Annotated in this window: 9 protein-coding genes; 4 read left to right on the forward strand and 5 right to left on the reverse strand. The window is 72.6% G+C overall.

Going from position 1 to position 18,037, the window contains the following annotated elements; translation table 11 throughout:
* Positions 1-14 precede the first annotated feature (14 nt).
* Positions 15-3,785, reverse strand: a complete 3,771-nt coding sequence (locus ACQ4L4_RS03090; protein WP_431102728.1) for a response regulator — start codon at positions 3,783-3,785, stop codon at positions 15-17.
* A gap of 321 nt (positions 3,786-4,106) precedes the next feature.
* Between ACQ4L4_RS03090 and ACQ4L4_RS03095 the strand changes: the two genes are divergently transcribed.
* Positions 4,107-5,207: a ligase-associated DNA damage response exonuclease gene (locus ACQ4L4_RS03095; protein ID WP_431104856.1), complete on the forward strand. Its 1,101-nt coding sequence runs from the start codon at positions 4,107-4,109 to the stop codon at positions 5,205-5,207.
* A 119-nt stretch (positions 5,208-5,326) separates the two neighbouring features.
* Here the strand turns inward: ACQ4L4_RS03095 and ACQ4L4_RS03100 are convergent, their stop codons facing one another.
* On the reverse strand, positions 5,327-8,485 hold the full coding sequence (locus ACQ4L4_RS03100; RefSeq protein ID WP_431102729.1) for a response regulator: 3,159 nt from the start codon (positions 8,483-8,485) through the stop codon (positions 5,327-5,329).
* A gap of 193 nt (positions 8,486-8,678) precedes the next feature.
* Between ACQ4L4_RS03100 and ACQ4L4_RS03105 the strand changes: the two genes are divergently transcribed.
* The 3 genes from ACQ4L4_RS03105 to pdeM all read left to right on the forward strand — a co-directional run bounded on the left by ACQ4L4_RS03105 (position 8,679) and on the right by pdeM (position 14,052).
* Positions 8,679-10,337: an ATP-dependent DNA ligase gene (locus ACQ4L4_RS03105; protein ID WP_431102730.1), complete on the forward strand. Its 1,659-nt coding sequence runs from the start codon at positions 8,679-8,681 to the stop codon at positions 10,335-10,337.
* A gap of 227 nt (positions 10,338-10,564) precedes the next feature.
* Positions 10,565-13,378 carry a DEAD/DEAH box helicase gene (locus ACQ4L4_RS03110; protein ID WP_431104857.1) on the forward strand — a complete coding sequence of 938 codons (2,814 nt, stop codon included), beginning with the start codon at positions 10,565-10,567 and terminating at the stop codon, positions 13,376-13,378.
* Complete coding sequence (gene pdeM, locus ACQ4L4_RS03115; RefSeq protein WP_431102731.1) at positions 13,375-14,052, forward strand: ligase-associated DNA damage response endonuclease PdeM; 678 nt, start codon at positions 13,375-13,377, stop codon at positions 14,050-14,052. Before ACQ4L4_RS03110 ends, pdeM begins: the two co-directional genes overlap by 4 nt.
* On the opposite strand, the gene ACQ4L4_RS03120 is transcribed toward pdeM, so the two are convergent.
* The 3 genes from ACQ4L4_RS03120 to ACQ4L4_RS03130 form a co-directional block, all read right to left on the reverse strand.
* Positions 14,010-14,708 (reverse strand): hypothetical protein, encoded by a 699-nt coding sequence (locus tag ACQ4L4_RS03120; RefSeq protein WP_431102732.1) that lies wholly within the window; start codon positions 14,706-14,708, stop codon positions 14,010-14,012. The genes pdeM and ACQ4L4_RS03120 overlap by 43 nt on opposite strands.
* A gap of 118 nt (positions 14,709-14,826) precedes the next feature.
* The gene (locus ACQ4L4_RS03125; protein WP_377155808.1) at positions 14,827-15,063 is read right to left on the reverse strand and encodes a hypothetical protein; all 237 of its coding nucleotides are present in this window, start codon (positions 15,061-15,063) and stop codon (positions 14,827-14,829) included.
* Positions 15,064-15,220: 157 nt separating this feature from the next.
* Positions 15,221-17,593: a hypothetical protein gene (locus ACQ4L4_RS03130; protein WP_431102733.1), complete on the reverse strand. Its 2,373-nt coding sequence runs from the start codon at positions 17,591-17,593 to the stop codon at positions 15,221-15,223.
* Positions 17,594-18,037 lie beyond the last annotated feature (444 nt).

An 18,037-nucleotide genomic window follows, 5' to 3' on the forward strand; every position in this document is an offset into this window, starting at 1 on the left:
GGACAAGGGGTTGCTCATGCGGGCCTCCGGGAGGACGTGGCGCGTTCATCGTCGTGCAGCCAGTCGAGCGCGCCGTCGAAGTCGAAGCGGGCCGCGGAGTCCGCCGCGCGGCGCAGCAGGCGCGCCCGGGCGGTCGGCAGCGGCACGCGGTCGAGCAGCTCGCTCAGTTCCTGCGCCGCGTCGGTGGCCGCGGAGTCGCTGTCGCGCAGCAGCGCGGTCAGCCGCGCCAGCAGCGCGTCCAGGCGCTCGCGCGAGGCGTCGTCCAGGGCCGGCGAGGCGCCGCCGCCGGGCCAGGGGGCCGGCGGGGCGGGCGGGGCGGGCGGGTGTGGCGACGCCGGCATCGCCTGCGACATCCCCTGCGACATCCCCTGCGACATCCCCTGCGTCATCCCCTGTGCCATCGCCTGCGTCATCGCCTCGCGCGCGAGGTGTCGGCCCAGCGACACGAGCAAGGTCGCCAGCAGCGACTGCGCGCGGATCAGCAGCGGGTCGCGCTCGGCGGCGGAGGCGCGCTGGGCGCAGGCCTGCTCGAGCGCGCCGGCCGCCGCGGCCAGCGGGCGGGCGCCCAGCGTGCCCGCCGCGCCGCGCAGCGAGTGCGCGAGCCGCGTCATCGTGATCGCGTCGCCCGCCGAAGCGGCTTCGGCGAAGTCGGCGGCGAAGCCCGTCTGCGTGTCGTGGAAGGTGCGCAGCAGCTTGCGGTAGAGCGGCAGGTGGCCGCCGGCCGTCGCCAGCCCGGCCTGCACGTCCAGCCCGGCGATCTGCGGCAGGCCGTCCGGCTTGCCGGCGTCGCCCTGGGGCCGGTCGGTCTGACCATCGCTCCGGCTGTCTCTCCGGCTGTCTCTCCGGCCATCGCTCCGGCCGTCTCTGCGGCCGTCGCCCGGGCCGGCGGAGGCGGTGCCGCCGCCGCGTGCGTCGCGTGCGTCGGGGATGCCGGGCTCCAGCACCTCGCTGCGCCCGTGCTGCGTGTCCACGCGACGCCCCGCGCCGGAGCGCGTGTCCATCGGCACGTCCGCCGCCGGCATCGCCGGGTGCACCCAGCGCGCGAGGATCTCGAACAGATGGTCGACGTTGAGGGGCTTGGCGAGGTGGTCGTTCATGCCGGCCTCGAGCACGCGCTCGCGGTCGCCGCTCATCGCGTTGGCGGTCATCGCGATGACGGGCAGGTCCGCCCAGCGCGGCACGGCGCGCAGGGCGCGGGTGGCGGCGTACCCGTCCAGCACCGGCATCTGGCAGTCCATCAGCACGCCGTCGAAGCCGTCGGGCGAGGCCTCCAGCATGTCCAGCGCGACGCGTCCGTTGCAGGCCAGGGTCACATGGACCCCGGCCTCGTCCAGCAGCGCGGTGACGAGTTCCTGGTTCAGCTCGTTGTCCTCCGCCACCAGCAGCCGGGCGCCGGCGACCTGCCGCATCGCCTCGCGCGCGGAATCGCGCCGGCGCTGCGCCGCGGGGGAGGGCAGGTCGACGTGGCCGAGCGCCTCGCCGATGGCGCCGAGCATCGACGACGCGGTCACCGGCTTGGTCAGCAGCACCGGCCGGCGCGCCGGCCCGGAGGCGGCCAGCGCCGCGGTCAAGGAGTCGTCGCGCCCGAACGAGGTCACCAGCACGACGGCCGGCGGCACGCGCAGCCGCCCGTCGACGAGCTGGCGCGTGGCCTCGATCCCGTCGAGCACCGGCATCTGCCAGTCCATCAGCACCAGCGCGTAGGGCCGGCCGTCGGCCTGCGCGCGCTCGGCGTCGCGCACGGCCTGGGCGCCGTCGGCGGCGGTGGAGACCTCCAGCCCGAAGCCCGCGCCCAGCGTGGACAGGATCTCGCGCGCGGCGCGGTTGTCGTCGACGACCAGCGTGCGCATCTGCGCCAGCTCATGCGCCATCAGCGCGCGGCGCGCGGGGAGGTCCGAGCCCTCGGACTGCAGCACGAAGCGGGCCGTGAAATGGAAGGTCGAGCCCTCGCCCGGCGTCGATTCCAGCCAGATCCGGCCGCCCATCATCTCCACCAGCTGCTTGCAGATCGCCAGGCCCAGGCCGCTGCCGCCGTACTTGCGCGTGGTGGAGCTGTCGGCCTGGCTGAAGCTGCGGAACAGCCGCGCCTGCTGCTCCGGCGTCATGCCGATGCCGCTGTCGCGGACCTGGAAGTGGAGCTCGACCTCCGGCGTGCAGGCCACGCCCGGCGGGTCGGCGTCCAGGGCCGGCATGGGCGACGTGAGCGGCGTGAGCGGCACGGCCTCGATGCCGATGATGATCTCGCCGTGGTCGGTGAACTTGGCGGCGTTGTTGCCCAGGTTCACCAGCACCTGGCCCAGGCGCAGCGGGTCGCCGATGAGCGCCGTGGGCAGGTCGGGCGGCACGTTAAGAAGCAGCTCCAGGCCCTTGTCCTCGACGCGGAAACCGATCAGGTTGACCAGGTGGTCCAGCACCTCCTCCATCCGGAAGGGCACGCACTCCAGGCTGAGCTTGCCGGCCTCGATGCGGCTGAAGTCCAGGATGTCGTCGATGACGCCGAGCAGGTTCTCCGCCGAGCGGTGCACCTTCTCGATGTAGTTGCGCTGGCGGGCGTCCAGCCCGGTCTGCAGCGCCAGGTGGGACATGCCGATGATCGCGTTCATCGGCGTGCGGATCTCGTGGCTCATGTTGGCCAGGAAGTCGGACTTGGCGCGGGTGGCGCTTTCCGCGTCGTCCTTGGCCTGCTGCAGCGCGTCCTGGGCGCGCTCGCGTTCCGCGAGCAGCGACTGCAGCTGGCGATGCTGCGCCTGCAGCTCGAGGTCCTTGCGGTCGCGCGACGCGCCGTGCGCCAGGCTGCGCAAGGTCGCGGCCAGCAGCCCGAAGGCCAGCAGTGCCACCAGCGCCGCGATCCCCAGCCGCGTCGCGGTGGGCTCCAGCGCGTCCAGGTCGCCCAGCAGCACCAGGCGCCACGGACCGGCCGGATCGTTCCAGGCCACGGCGGCATGGGCGACGGCATGGCGCACGCCGTCGATCTCGGCCGTGGGACCGTGCAGCGTGAACGGCAGGCTGTGGGATCGGGCGGGATCCTCGAAGAGCTTGCCGAACTGGCCGGCCGCGGTGATGGTCTTCGCGCGCTGCGGCGTGGCGGGGCCGTCCAGGCTCATGCGCCAGCCGGGCCGGCTGGCCGCCAGCACCACGCCCGACGGCGAGACCAGCAGGGCGCCCGCGTAGCTGCGGGTGTCCAGGAAGTGGTCCAGCGCGTCGGCGTAGAGGCGGGCGGCGATCACGCCGACGATCTCGCCCTCCTGGCCGGGATGTCGGTAGATCGGCGCGGAGAGCCAGTAGGCGCGCTGGCCGGTGCTGATGCTGATGCCGGCGAAGACGTTGGGCTGGCCGCGCATCGCCTGGTGGAAGTACTGGCGGAAGCCGACGTCCAGCCCGATCGGGGGCGAGCCCTCGTCGTCCCAGCCCGCGATGATGCGACCGCGCGCATTCACGACATAGGCCAGCTGCGCGCCGACGCTGCTGCCGATCACTTCCAGCGTGTCGGCCGCGGGGCGCGTGCGGCGGGCCTCGTCGGTGTCGGTGAGGGTGGCGACGGTCTTGAGCGCCGGATTGAGCTGGCCGGCGAGCACCACCGCGCCCATGCCCTTGCCGGTGAGGGTCAGGCCTTGCAGCGCCAGCGCCTCGCGCTGGGCGGCGTTGTCCAGGTTGCGCTGGAAGTCGTGCTCGAGCGAGCGGCGGTGCAGCTCGCTCGCGCCGACGCCGAGCGCGAGCGCCGCCACGGCGGCCAGCGGCCACGCGACCCGGCGATGTCCCAGCAGCCAGTCGGAAACACGACCCATCCCTTTCCTCCCTGGAACCCCCGGCGTACGTGCGCCGGGTGATGGTGGATGAACGCCGGGTCAGTGTAGGGGAGGTGGCCCGGGGCGCAAGCCCCGCGAAGGCGGCAAGGTCGCGAGGTGAGGGTAGACCTACTTTGTTGCGCCCCCGGCGCTTCGGTTCGATCGAATTGCTGGATGCCGATGGCGATTGCGATGCCGGATGCCGGATGCCCGGCGCCGGACGCGGGCTCGTCCTACACGGAGGGCGTCGCGCCGTGGCTAGCATCGGTCGACATGGACATCGCGAACGCCCGGGGGACGGCAGGCATGGACGCTGGCGGGATGGCGGCCGGCGACCTCGTCGTCGCGCGGCCCGAGGGACTGTATTGCCCGCCCGGCGACTTCTACATCGACCCGTGGCGGCCGGTCGACCGCGCCGTCATCACCCACGGCCACAGCGACCACGCCCGCATGGGCCATGCGCACTACCTGGCGCATCGCGACAGCGCCGCGATCCTGCGGCGCCGGCTCGGCGAGGACATCACGCTGCAGACGCTCGACTACGGCGAGGCGATCGTGCATCACGGGGTGCGCGTGTCGCTGCATCCGGCCGGTCACGTGCTGGGGTCGGCGCAGGTGCGGCTCGAACACGGGGGACGTGTCTGGGTCGCGTCGGGCGACTACAAGCTCGAGGCCGACGGCACCTGCGCGCCGTTCGAGCCGGTGCGCTGCGACACCTTCATCACCGAATCGACCTTCGGCCTGCCGATCTACCGCTGGCCGTCGCAGCCGGCGCTGTTCGCCGAGATCGACGCCTGGTGGCGCCGCAACGCCGAGGCGGGTCGCGCCTCGGTGCTCTATGCCTATGCGCTGGGCAAGGCGCAGCGGCTGCTGCACGGCGTGGACGCATCCATCGGCCCGATCGTGGCGCACGGCGCCGTCGAGCCGCTGAACGCCGTCTACCGCGCGGCCGGCGTCAGCCTGCCGCCCACCCGGCATGCCGGCGATCCGGCGCTGGACAAGGCCGCGCTGTCGCGCGCGCTGGTCATCGCGCCGCCGTCGGCCGCGAGTTCGCCGTGGCTGAAGCGCTTCGGGCCGGACCTCGCGGACGCGTTCGCCAGCGGCTGGATGCAGCTGCGCGGCACGCGGCGGCGGCGCGGCGTCGACCGCGGCTTCGTGATGTCCGACCATGCCGACTGGCCGGGCTTGATGGCGGCCATCCGCGGCACCGGCGCGGAGCGCGTCTTCGTCACGCACGGCAGCGTCGCGACGATGGTGCGCTGGCTGGGCGAGCAGGGCCTGCGGGCGCAGGGTTTCGCGACCGAGTACGGCGACGAGGAAGCGGGCGGCGATGCCGACACGACCGTCGCCGCGACGCCCGAGCCGCCTCCGAGCGAGGCACCGGATCTGCCGCCGAAAGAGGCGCCGGATCAGCCGGCGTGAGAGGCGCCGGAGCTGCCTCCGTAGAAACGCTGGCGCCGAGCCGCGGACGTCGGCTCCCGCGCGCCAATCCGGGTCGGGGGTCGGCGAGGCTCACTCGAACCGGTCCGCGTCCGTGAGGCTCAACCGGTCCGCGTCCCGTTCCGCAGGCGCTCGCGGGCGTCGCTGAAATCGAAGCGCTGCACGGCGTCGAGCGCGTCCAGCAGCGCGGCCCGCTGCGCGCGCTGATCGTCGTCCAGTGCCGTCCGACGCTCGAGTGCGCCGCGCATCCGCTCGGCCTGCTCGACGGCGGCGCCATCGTCGTCGTCGAGCAGGCGCAGGAGTCGCTCCCGATCCGCGGCGTCAAGCTTGGCGACATCAGGCCTGGCCGCGTCGCCCGCAGTGCCGACAGCGGCGCCGACAGCGACGCCATGGGCGGCGTCATGGGCGGCGGCGTCACCGGAGCCGACGTCGAACCGGGCATCGGACCAGGCCTGGAGGCGTCGCAGCGCCGGCAGCAGGTCGCCCAGCAGTTCCCGCAGCCGCGACAGCAGCACCGACCGGTCCTGCGTCGGGAGGCCCTCGTCGCAGGCGCGCTCCAGCCGTGCCGCCGCTTCCGCCACCTCGTGCGCGCCGACGGCGCCGGCGGCTCCCCGCAGCGCATGCGCCAGCATCGCGGTCGCCCGCGCGTCGCCGCCCTCATGCACGGCCACCAGCTGCGCGTCGATGTCGTCACGCGTGCGCAGGAAGGTGGCGATCAGCCGACGGTACAGCGGCATCCGCCCGTCCGCGCCCGCCAGGCCGGCGCGCATCAGGCGCAGGTCCTGCGAGGACAGGCCGGCGTCGCCGTCCTCGGCGGTCGCCGGGTCGTCGCGTCGGTCGCCGCCGTCGCCCGCCGCCACCGGCGCGCCGTTGTCCGCCACCGGCGGCGTCTCGCCGCGGGACATCGCGATCCAGCGGGCCAGGGTCGCATACAGCAGCTCGATGTCCAGCGGCTTGGCCAGGTGCGCGTCCATGCCCGCGGCCAGGATGCGATCGCTGTCGCCGGCCATCGCGTGGGCGGTCAGGGCGATCACGGGCAACGTCCGCCAGCGCGGATCGGCGCGCAGCCGCCGCGTGGTCTCGTAGCCGTCCAGCTCCGGCATCTGGCAGTCCATCAGCACCGCGTCGAATCCCTGCGGCGCCATCTCCAGCAAGGCCAGCGCCTGGGCGCCGTGGTCCGCCAGCGTGACCGTCGCGCCGACGTCCCGCAGCAGCTCGGCCGCGAGTTCCTGGTTCAGTTCGTTGTCCTCCACCACCAGCACCCGTGCGCCGGCCAGGCGACGCATCGCCTCGCCCGGGGCGCGGCGGCGGCCCGGCAAGGGCGTGACCGGCGCCGTCTCCGTGGCCGCGACGACGCCGAACCGGGCCGTGAAGCGGACGATCGTCCCCAGGCCGGGCGCCGATTCGATCTCGATGCGACCGCCCATCAGCTCCACCAGCTGGCGGCAGATCGCCAGTCCCAGGCCGCTGCCGCCGTAGCGCCGGGTGGTCGAGGAGTCGGCCTGGCTGAAGCTGCTGAACAGCCGGGACAAGGTGGCCGCGTTCATGCCGATGCCGGAATCGCGGACGACGAAGCGCAGCGTGATCTTGCCGTCGTGCGTCGGACCATCGTGCGTCGTGCCGTCGCGCGTCATGCCATTGCGCGTCGTGCCGTCCGACGCCGCGCGATCCGGCGTCTGGTCCGCGCGCTCCACGGCCACGACGACCTCGCCCTGGTCGGTGAACTTGACCGCGTTGTTGCCCAGGTTGACGAGCACCTGCCCGAGCCGCAGCGGATCGCCGAGCAGCCGCGGCGGCAGGTCGGGCGCGACGCTCAGCCGCAGGGCCAGGCCCTTGTCCTCGATGCGCAGGGCGATCAGGTCGACGAGGTGGCTCAGCACGTCGTCGAGCCGGAAGGGGACCGACTCCAGCTGGAGCTTGCCCGCCTCGATGCGGCTGAAGTCCAGGATGTCGTTGAGCAGGCCGAGCAGGTGCTCGGCCGAGCGGTGCACCTTCTCGATGTAGTTGCGCTGGCGCGGATCGAGCCCGGTGCGCAGGGCCAGCTCGGACATGCCCAGGATGGCGTTCATCGGCGTGCGGATCTCGTGGCTCATGTTGGCCAGGAAGTCGGACTTGGCGCGCGTGGCCTCTTCGGCGGCTTCCTTCGCGCGGCGCGTGGCCACGCCGTGGGCGGTCGCGCGCTGCAGCGCGATCAGCAGCGCCCCGCAGAGCAGCGCCATGACGCCGGCCGCGGCGAGCCGCTCGCCCATCGGGGCGACCAGGGCCTCGTCCTTCAGCAGCACCAGCCGCCACGGGCCGCGCGGATCGCTCCAGTCCACGTCGGCGCGGCCCGTCAGCAGGCGGCGACGGCCGACCTCGATCGTCGGCTGCTCCGGATCGAAGGACAGGCGGCGCGCCCGCGCCGGGTCGAGAAAGGCGTTGCCGTACTGGCGGCTGGCGGTCAGCGCCGCGGCGCGTGCCGTGTCGAAGGGGCCGACGACCGTCAGGCGCCAGCCGGCTTCGCTGGCCGCCAGCACCACGCCGTCGGGGGAGATCAGCAGGCCGCCGGCGTACCTGGCGTCGGGCGAGACCGACCGCCCTTGATCGAACTGCGGGTCGGCCAGGAAGCGGTCCACCTCGTCCAGGAAGAAGCGCCGGGCGACGACCCCGATCGGCCGGTCCGGCGGCTTGACCGCGGCGACGGATCCGGGGCCGCCTTCCTCCGGCCAGATGGGCGCGGCCGTGAAGAACGCGCGCCGGCTGCTCGACGCGCTGATGCCGGCACTCACCGCGATCTCGCCGGTCATCGCGCGCCGGAAGTAGGGGCTGAGGGCGACGTCCTGCCCGAGCGGCGATTCCTGCCCCGGATTGCTCCAGCTCTCGACGACGAGCCCGCGACGGTTCGCCACGAAGGCCACTTCGGTTTCCGGGCTCTGGGCCAGGACGCTGAGCGTTCGGCGGGCAAGCGGTTCGGCGGGAGGGGGCTCGACGCGCTCGAGGCGGGCGGCGTGCTTGAGCTCGTCGTCGAGGCGTCCGAGCATGAGGAGCGCCCCCGACCCGGGGCCGGTGATCGTCACGCGGTTCAGCAGGAAGGCCTGCCCGCGCGCGGACCGGTCCAGTTCCCGCCGCGTCTCGTATCCGACCCAGGCCGCGTAGCCGAACTGCGCGATCCAGGCCGCCGCCGCCGTCGCGGCGCCGATGAGGAGCCACGCCAGGCGCGGCCGGTCCACCAGCGCTCCCCGCCAGCCCTGCGACTTCTTGCCCCGCGGCGGTTGCGCCATCACGATCTCCCTCGGACCGGTTGAATTCTTCCGGGCGGGCCCGGGCTGCTCCGGACTGCCTTGGCGATGCGTCGCCGAGTGCCTGCGCCGCGTGGGAGCCGGCCCAGTGTTGGAGGGCGGACCGGCGCTTGTCAATCGAGAACGCGCCCGCGTCCTACAGCGCCGGACCGCGGCGCTCGCTAGCATCGCCCGCATGAGAGCCTTTGCCGCGCTGTACCGCGACCTGGACGCCTCGACGTCCAGCCTCTCGAAGCAGTCCGCGCTGCAGGCCTACCTGCGCCTGGCGCCGCCAGAGGACGCCGCGTGGGCCGTGTACTTCCTGGCCGGCGGCAAACCGCGCCAGCTGGTGCCGACCAGGCTGCTGCGCGAGCAGGCGCGCCTGGTGGCCGGGCTGCCCGAGTGGCTCTTCGACGAGAGCTACGAGGCCGTCGGCGATCTGGCCGAGACGATCGCGCTGCTCCTGCCCGAGCCCGCGCAGGTGGTCGAGCGGCCGCTGTCCGTCTGGATGACGGAGCACCTGCTGCCGCTGCGCGGGCAGCCGCCGGAGTCGCTCGCCGTCCTGCTGCAGGGCCAGTGGGCCGCGCTGGCGGTCGATCAGCGCTTCGTCCACCTCAAGCTGATCACCGGCGCGTTCCGCGTCGGTGTGTCGAAGCTGCAGGTGACGCAGGCGCTGGCCGCCGTCGGCGGGCTGGACGCCAAGCTGGTCGCGCAGCGGCTGATGGGCTACACCCACCTCGGCGCGACGCCGACCGCCGCCGACTATGCCGCGCTCATCGCGCCCGCGGACCTCGACGGCGCCGATGGCGCCGGTCGCGGGCTGCAACCGTATCCGTTCTTCCTCGCGCATCCGTTCAACCTGGCTGTCGGGCAGTTCGACGCCGCGATCGGGCCGGCGTCGGAGTGGCTCATTGAGTGGAAGTGGGACGGCATCCGTGCACAACTGGTGAAGCGCGGCGGCGAGGTGGCGATCTGGTCGCGCGGCGAGGAGCTCGTCACCGACCGCTTTCCCGAGCTGCGCGCGATGGGCGAGGCGCTGCCCGACGGCGTCGTGCTCGACGGCGAGATCCTCGTCTGGCGCGACGGCCGCGCGATGCCGTTCGCCGAATTGCAGAAGCGCATCGGCCGCAAGACCTTGAGCGCGAAGCTGCTCGGCGAGCTGCCGGTGGCGCTGTGCGTCTACGACCTGCTCGAGGAGGACGGCGAGGACCTGCGCGACCGCCCGCAGCACGAGCGGCGCGCGCGGCTGGAGCGCCTCGTCGCCGCGCACCCGCTGGCGGGGCTCGAGCCCAGTCCGCTGATCGCCGGCGCGGACTGGGACGACCTGGCCCGTCAGCGCGAGCAGGCGCGTGCGCTCGGCGTCGAGGGGATGATGCTCAAGCGCCGGGACGCGCGATACGGCGTCGGCCGGACCAAGGACGTCGGTGTCTGGTGGAAGTGGAAGATCGATCCGCTGTCGGTCGACGCGGTGCTGATCTACGCGCAGCGCGGCCACGGGCGGCGGGCCAGCCTCTACACGGACTACACCTTCGCCGTCTGGAACGGCCCGCCGGACGACCCGGCCCGACAGTTGGTGCCGTTCGCGAAGGCGTATTCGGGGCTCACGGATGCCGAGATCCGCGATGTCGACGCGGTGATCCGCAAGACGACGACCGAGACCTTCGGTCCGGTGCGCAGCGTCACGCCGACGATGGTGTTCGAGCTCGGCTTCGAAGGCATCGCGCGCAGCGGCCGCCACAAGAGCGGCATTGCGGTCCGGTTCCCGCGCATGCTGCGCCGGCGCGAGGACAAGCCGGTCGAGGAGGCCGACACCTTGCAGACCCTGCAGGCCTTGCTGCCGGAGGGGGGCGCGTGACCGGCGGGAGCGACGGCGACGACGACGACGGGGCGGGCAGGCACGGACGCCGGCCCTCACCCCCACCCTCTCCCGCAAGCGGGAGAGGGAGTCGAAGGAGGGACGCTGTCGGCGTACCAGCGATGGGCGTACCAGCGATGGGTGTACCAGCGATGGGTGTACCAGCGATGGGCGTACCGGCGATGGGCGTACCGGCGATGGGCACGGCGGCGATCGGCGTGACAACGATGGGCGTGACAACGATGGGCGTGGCGGCGATCGACGCGTGGCTCGCGGAGAAGGGGTGGACCTCGTTCCCGTTCCAGCGCCGCGTCTGGGAGGAGATCGCGCTGGGCCGTGGCGGTCTGCTGCATTCGAGCACCGGCAGCGGCAAGACGCTGGCGGTGTGGCTGGGCGCGCTCGCGGCCTTGCGCGACGAGGTCGGCGCCCAGGCGCGCGTGCACGCCGGCAAGTCGATCGCGCCACCGTTGACGGTGCTCTGGATCACGCCGATGCGCGCGCTGGCCGCAGACACGCTGCGGGCGCTGGAGACGCCGATGGCGGCCCTGTGTCCCGGCTGGACCGCCGCGCTGCGCAGCGGCGACACGACGTCGTCGCAGCGGGCCGCGCAGGACCGGCGTCTGCCGACCGTGCTCGTGACGACGCCGGAGAGCCTGTCGCTGCTGCTGTCGCGGGCCGATGCGCGCGACCAGCTCGGCCAGGTGCGCCTGGTCGTCGTCGACGAATGGCATGAGCTGATGGGCAACAAGCGCGGCGTGCAGACGCAGCTGGCGCTGGCGCGGCTGCGCCGCTTCAGGCAGGAGCACTGCGGAGACCGCTGGCCCTCACCCCCGCCCTCTCCCGCAGGCGGGAGAGGGAGCCATTCAAGCGCCGCTTCCGAGTCCGGTGGCGGTTCCGCGAACTCCCTCTCCCGCTTGCGGGAGAGGGCAGGGGTGAGGGCCAGCGGCCGGCGAAGTACGCTGATGATCTGGGGGCTCTCGGCGACGCTGGGCAATCTCGACGAAGCGATGCGGACCCTGCAGGGCAGCGCGGACGCCGCCACGGACGCCGTGATGGTGCAGGGCGAAACCGACAAGACGCTGGTCATCGACACCCTGCTGCCGGAGACCGCCGAGCGTTTCGCGTGGGCGGGCCACATGGGCTTGCGGATGCTGCCGCAGGTGGTCGAGGCGATCGAGGCCAGCGCGAGCTGTCTGGTCTTCACCAACATGCGCTCGCAGGCCGAGCGCTGGTACCGCGCGCTGCTGGAGGCGCGGCCCGACTGGGCCGGCGTGCTGGCGCTGCACCACGGCTCGCTGGACCGCGAGGTGCGGGAGTGGGTCGAGCTCGGCCTCAAGGAAGGCCGCGTGAAGGCCGCCGTCTGCACCTCCAGCCTCGACCTGGGCGTGGACTTCCTGCCGGTGGACCGCGTGCTGCAGATCGGCTCGGCCAAGGGCGTGGCCCGGCTGGTGCAGCGCGCGGGGCGTTCCGGCCACGCGCCGGGCCGGCCGTCGCGGATCACGCTGGTGCCGACGCACAGCCTGGAACTGGTCGAGGCCGCCGCCGCGCGCGACGCCGTCCGCGCCGGCCGGATCGAGGCCCGCCGCAGTCCGCGCGAACCGCTGGACGTGCTGGTCCAGCACCTGGTCACCGTGGCGCTGGGCGGCGGCTTCCGGCCGGAGGAGCTGCTCGCGGAAGTGCGCGGCACGGTCGCCTACGAGGACCTCGGCGCGGAGAACTGGCAGTGGTGCCTGGACTTCGTCCGCCAGGGCGGGCCGTCGCTGACGGCGTATCCGGACTACCACCGCGTCTTGCCCGACGAGGAGGGGGTCTGGCGCGTGCCCGACGCGCGGCTGGCCCGGCGCCACCGCGTCAACATCGGCACCATCGTCAGCGACGCGTCGATCAGCGTGCAGTACCTGAGCGGCGGCAAGCTGGGCAGCGTCGAGGAGAGCTTCATCGCGCGCCTGAAGCCGGGCGACGCGTTCATGTTCAGCGGCCGGCTGCTGGAGCTGGTGCGCGTCGAGCAGATGACGGCGCTGGTGCGCCGCGCCACCTCGGGCCGCGCCGCCTTGCCGCGCTGGAACGGCGGCCGCATGCCGCTGTCGAGCACGCTCGCCGACGCGGTGCTGGACGAGCTGGCCGCGGCCGACGCCGGCCGCTTCGACTCGCCCGAGATGTTGTGCGTGCGGCCGCTGATCGACATCCAGCGCCGCTGGTCCGGCGTGCCCGGTCCGGACGTGCTGGTGGCGGAGACGCTCAAGTCGCGCGAGGGCTGGCACCTCTTCCTCCATCCCTTCGCCGGCCGGCAGGTGCACCTGGGCCTGGCCGGCCTGATCGCGTGGCGCGCGGCGCAGCCCGAGACCGGCACCTTCTCCATCGCGCTGAACGATTACGGCATCGAGCTGCTCAGCGCCAAGCCCATCGACTGGGCGCAGCGGCTGCCGTCGCTGCTGACGCTGCCACCGATCGACACGCTGCTGCGCGAGGTGCTCGCGAGCCTGAACGCCACCGAGCTGGCGCGGCGGCGCTTCCGCGAGATCGCGCGCATCGCCGGCCTGATCTTCCAGAGCCATCCCGGCGAGCGCCGCAGCAACCGGCAGCTGCAGGCCTCCGCGACACTGTTCTTCGAGGTGTTCCAGCAGCACGATCCAGGCAACCGTCTGCTGGCGCAGGCGGAGCGGGAGCTGCTGACGCAGGAGCTGGATGTGCGGCAGCTCGCCGCGGCGCTCGAGCGCATGGGCCGGCAGACGCTCCAGATCCATGCGCTGAAGCGACCGACGCCGCTGGCGTTTCCGCTGATGGTGGAGCGCTTCCGCGAGAAGCTCAGCAACGAGCCGCTCGGCGACCGCATCGCGCGCATGGTGTCGGAGCTGGAACGCAGCGCCGGCGGCGACGCGGTCGGGACCGCGCGCGAGCCCGCGGAGCGCGCGCTGGCGGTGTTCGCGAAGAAGGATTCGCCGCAGTTCGCCGTCGAGGCGGTGCGGGAGTCGCTCGCGTTGGAGACGCGTGGCGAGGCCCCTGCGAAACGACGCGATACCGGCCGCAGGAGAAGACGATGACGGACGCCGATCCGCGGTCGGGCGCGCTCACGGTGACGTTGGCGGACGAGCGCGTCGACCTGCTGCCCGGGCGCGCGCTGTGGTGGCCGGCGACGCGCACGGTGTTCGTCGCCGACGTGCACCTGGGCAAGGCCGCGAGCTTCCGCGCGATGGGCCAGCCGGTGCCGTCCGGGACGACGCGCGACAACCTCGACCGCCTGAGCGCACTGATCGACGCCCTGGGCGCTGCGCGGCTCGTCGTGCTCGGCGACTTCCTGCATGCGGCCGCGGCGCAGCAGCCGCTGGTGCTCGATCCCGCGCACCACTGGCGCGAGCGACACGCGGACGTGAGCTGCCTGCTGATCCGCGGCAATCACGACAGTCGCGCGGGCGATCCGCCGCCGTCGCTGCGCTTCGAGATCGTCGACGAACCGCATCCGATGGGACCGTTCGCCGCCTGCCACCATCCGCGCCGCGTGGCCGATGCCTACGTGCTCGCCGGGCATCTGCATCCGGCAATGACCTTGCGCGGGCGGGCGCACGAGCATCACCGGCTGCCGTGTTTCTGCGAATCCGAGGGATTGATGATCCTGCCCGCGTTCGGCGCGTTCACCGGCACCACCTTGGCCGGGCTGCCCGAAGGCTCACGCTGTCACGCGATCGGCGGCGGACGGGTCTGGTCGGAGCGACGTTGAACGAGGCCATGAAAGGCCTCTGACACCCGACTCATCCACGGACGTCGCGTCGACGAGCCTTCTTGCCGAGGAGCGGGAGCCAGGAGTTCACGCGGCAGCCCGGCCAGCCGAAGATGGAGATAGCTGAACTCCGATCGTTCCGCCAGCGCTTTCGTCTGCTGGAAGCGCGTCTGTTCGCGACCTTCTCCGAAGAGCATCAGGCGGCCCGTCTTGTGGCTGATGACTGAGTCGTGGACCAACACGCTCAGCAGGCTCGCAAAGGCCCCCAACTGGTCAGCCGCCATGTCCGCCAACTGGGCGTGCGACATCGCCCGCTGCCCTTGCTCGTCGGGACGATCCAACGTGGCCTGGAGGAGTCGCACCACGTCAGCCTCGCCCAACAGCTGTCGATGAAACAGGTCACCCAGAAGCGAGAAGCCTTCGAGGAGCCGATCGAGGCCTCCCGCTTGAGTGGCTGTCATGCCAAGGAACGATTGTCCGTTGGGCGAGCGCGCCAGCAGGGCCTCCAGAAAGTCATCGCGGGTCAGCGTGCCGGAGCAGAGCGTCTCGGCCAGACGTTCGAAGTCGGTCTGAGCCACACGGGAGGGCGCCGAAGCCGAGGGGGCCGCGCAGACCAGCGCGGTGGAGAAGGCGGGAGAGGCGTGATGCACAGGCATGTCTGGACGTTTCGATCCGAGGGACAGCCTCAGTTGTCGCCAGGATCGACGGGTTCCCTGTGCATCGCGATGTGCGCCATCGGTACCTGGTCAAACGGGCGCCGAGGGATGTGCGGATTCAGAGGTTGAAGCCCCCGACGTCGGTGTGGAAGTCACCGACCTCCGTCCACTCGTTGAGGTCGGCGGGCACGGCGAAGCGCGCCGACAGCGCCTTCGCGGCTTCCTCCGCCGAGGCAAAGGAATCCCCCCACGGCATGCTGTCGTGTTTCACGCGCCAGCGCCGCGACAGCCGCGGCTTGATCGTGAACGTGCCGTCCAGGCTCTGGAAAACGTATGAGACGGTATCGAGATCCATGCTGAGCTCCGGGTCGTCTCCGGGTGGCCTCCGGATCGGCGACCCTAGCGCATCGAGCGGCAACTGTCATGCCCAAGTCGCCGGAACAGGTCGCGCCGCAGGGTGAAGCGGCGATGGGACGGGGCAGCCGCCGTTCAGTCGCTGCTCGGTCGTCCCTTCAGCCGCCTTCCGCCACCGGCGGGGAGCCATGTTCCGGGTTCGCCAGGGCCAGGCGCCCGGCCGCGGTCAAGGCGTCGGCCTTCTGCGTGGCGGAGAGGTCGCCGCGGCGCTCGGCGTCGTCGAGCAGGCGCACATGGCTGTCGCTGTGACCGCCGGCCATCCCGGCCGCGCGAACGGATCGCGAGGTCCGGCCGTCGGGCCGGGCCAGGAGCAGGCGGGCGGCCGACGCGCTGTCGAGGGCCTCGGCCTCGAGGCACTCGTTGAGCACTCGTTCGAAGCTCATCAGCTGGCGCTGTGCGGCGATCCTGCGCCAGCCGGCGCGCCTCGTGGTGTCCAGGTGCGGATATTCCGCCGCGACGGCCTGCGTCAATCCATCGACGTCGACCGTCGCGTCGAGGATCTCGACAAGATCGGCGGCTGGCAGGACGCCCAGGCGATTCAGCTCGCCCAGCCGACGGAACAGCTCCGAGAGCCGGCGGGTGTCGGTATTCGCCGCCGCGCGGGCGAGTTCGCATTGCCTCGTGCGCGGCGACTGCGAGAGCAATCCGTCGCGCAGGCTGCCGCGCGGCAGCAGGTTCTGCTGGATGGCGACGGCCCAGGCCTCCACCAGGGCGAGCACCACGGCGGCATCAGACCCGCGCGGCTCGCGCCGCAACGCGGCGTGCCACGCGGACCATCCGTCGCGGTCGAGACCGAGCATCAGGCGCCTGGCGTCCTGGTCGGGCATCCGCTGCGTCCGCCACAAGGCGAGGATTTCGGCGTACCAGTCCGCGATGTCCGTGGGCGAGCCCTTCATGACGGTCTGGAGCGTGAAGGACAGGCGAGGCGGCGGCCGGCCATGGACCGTCCCCGTGATGATCCTGCCTTGCTGCTCCGCGCTGAGCCCGTCCGGACCCTGGCACTGCCGGAGTGCGGCGAGGAACTGTCTGGCCTCGCCGCAGTAACCGTCGATGAACACGGACCCCAGGCCGACGCCGGCCCGCGTCGGTGTGCCGCCGCCGAGCAGCCGGGTCACCTGTTCGGCCGACAGCCGGCCGTCCCGCAGCGCAGGCGCCAGCGCGTCGAGGAAAGCCGCCGCGCATCGATGCCCGTGACCGTTGGCCAATGGCGGCAGGACGTCCTCCGTGCGCCAGAGGATGGACAGGGCCTCGTCCGCCGTCATCCCCTTGCCGATGCCGCCCAGCACGCCGGCGGTGATCGCGTGGACCCGCCCGGCATCGCCGAGGCAACTGGCCCAGGTCAGGCATCGTTCGTCATGCCATTGCCTGGGCTTCTCCGTCAGGCTCTTCCAGACGGTCGCTTGGCCCAGGCTGTCGACGTTGCCCGCCACCAGCCCATGACGCCAGGCCAGGACGCTGGCGGCGGCGATCCTCGCGGCCACGTCCGGCCGCTGCGTCAGGGCCTGGCCCGCCATCCAGCGCGACATCGCATCGTCGTCGAGCCGTTGCAGCAACGCGGCGGCGACTCGGGACGAGCCGACCCAGCCGGCAGGAAAGGCCATCAGTTCGAGGGGCTGCGCCGAGTCGATGACCGTGAGCGCCACCCGTTCCCGCTCGCGGGTCGTCAGTCGGGAGCGGCGTCCCTCGGCCTGATCGATCAGCGCCAGATCGGCCGCGCGCACCGATGCCTCCTGGCGGTCGGGCCCGACGATGCGGACCCATTCCTGCGCGTCGATGCGCAGTTGCCGTGATGACGGCCCCGGCAGCCGCATGGCGACCGGGGCTGCCTCCGTCGCGGCGTCGGCGGGACGTCCCGCCTGCCACAAGGTCTGGCCCAGCAGGGTGGTGTCGCCGCGCGCGCCGACTGTTCCTGTCACGGCGTCCGTCGCAAGGACGCAGGCTTCGGGGATCCGCACCCCCAGCCTCCGTGACAGCCCGGCCGCTCGCGCTTTCAGCAGGCCTGCGTCGGCGGGGAGACCGTCCGGACCGGCGGCACCGATCTCGCACAGCAGTCGGCGCGCCAAGGCCCGGCAGACAGCGGCCTCCGTCACCTGCGGGGCCGCGCGATGAAGGAAAAGAGCGGCTCGCATGTCGTGCGCTGCGGAGCAGTCCCATGACGCCGGATACGGCGGCGGCTTGCCAGGGAGCGCGGCGAGCGCGGAGGTTGCATACGCCACCAGCCGGGCGACGCAGTCCGCCTCATGCTCGTCCAGGCTCTCCACCTGGTCGGGAAACCGCTTGACCATGAGACAGAGCGCGAGGTGCTCGCGTGCCATCGACTCGAGGAGCGCCTTCCTGGTGCTGGCGATTTCGTCGGCAAGCGGCGTGGTGCCGGGGCCCGGAGAACCCGCGAGCGCCAGGGGCGCAGGGATCGTCGTGTCGTCGTCGATCGCTGCGGCGATCTGGCTCGCGGTGGTGCTGGTGGGGAGCATGCAGGTCCTCGAGGCAGGGCAGGCCTCAGTCGTCCCGGTGAGGGCAAGGTTCGCGTGGCACGTGGAGTTGCCGTGCGGAGGCAGCATGCGGTCGTGCCATGCGGTGGCGGCATGCGGCGGCGGCATGCGGCGGCAGCATGCGGAGGCGATGCCCGCACCGATCGCGAGGTCTGGCCGTCGGGCCGCGCCAGAAGAAGCCGCGCGGCCGACGCGCCATCGATGACCCGGGCGTGGAGGCACTGGTTCATCAATCGTTCGAAGGTCGCCAACTGACGTTGCGCAATCGACCTGATGAGTGCCGGGTGCGGGATGAGGCCGACCAGAGGCTCCGCCGCCGCGTCCTCCGCCAACCCGCCGGTATCCAGCGTGGTGTCGAGGATCAGGCGCAGGTCGGCTTCCGGCAGGACGCCTCGGCGTTGAAGCCGGCCCAGTTCCCTGAACACG

The sequence above is a fragment of the Roseateles noduli genome (genome assembly GCF_050626985.1).
Lineage (GTDB): Bacteria > Pseudomonadota > Gammaproteobacteria > Burkholderiales > Burkholderiaceae_C > Roseateles > Roseateles noduli_A.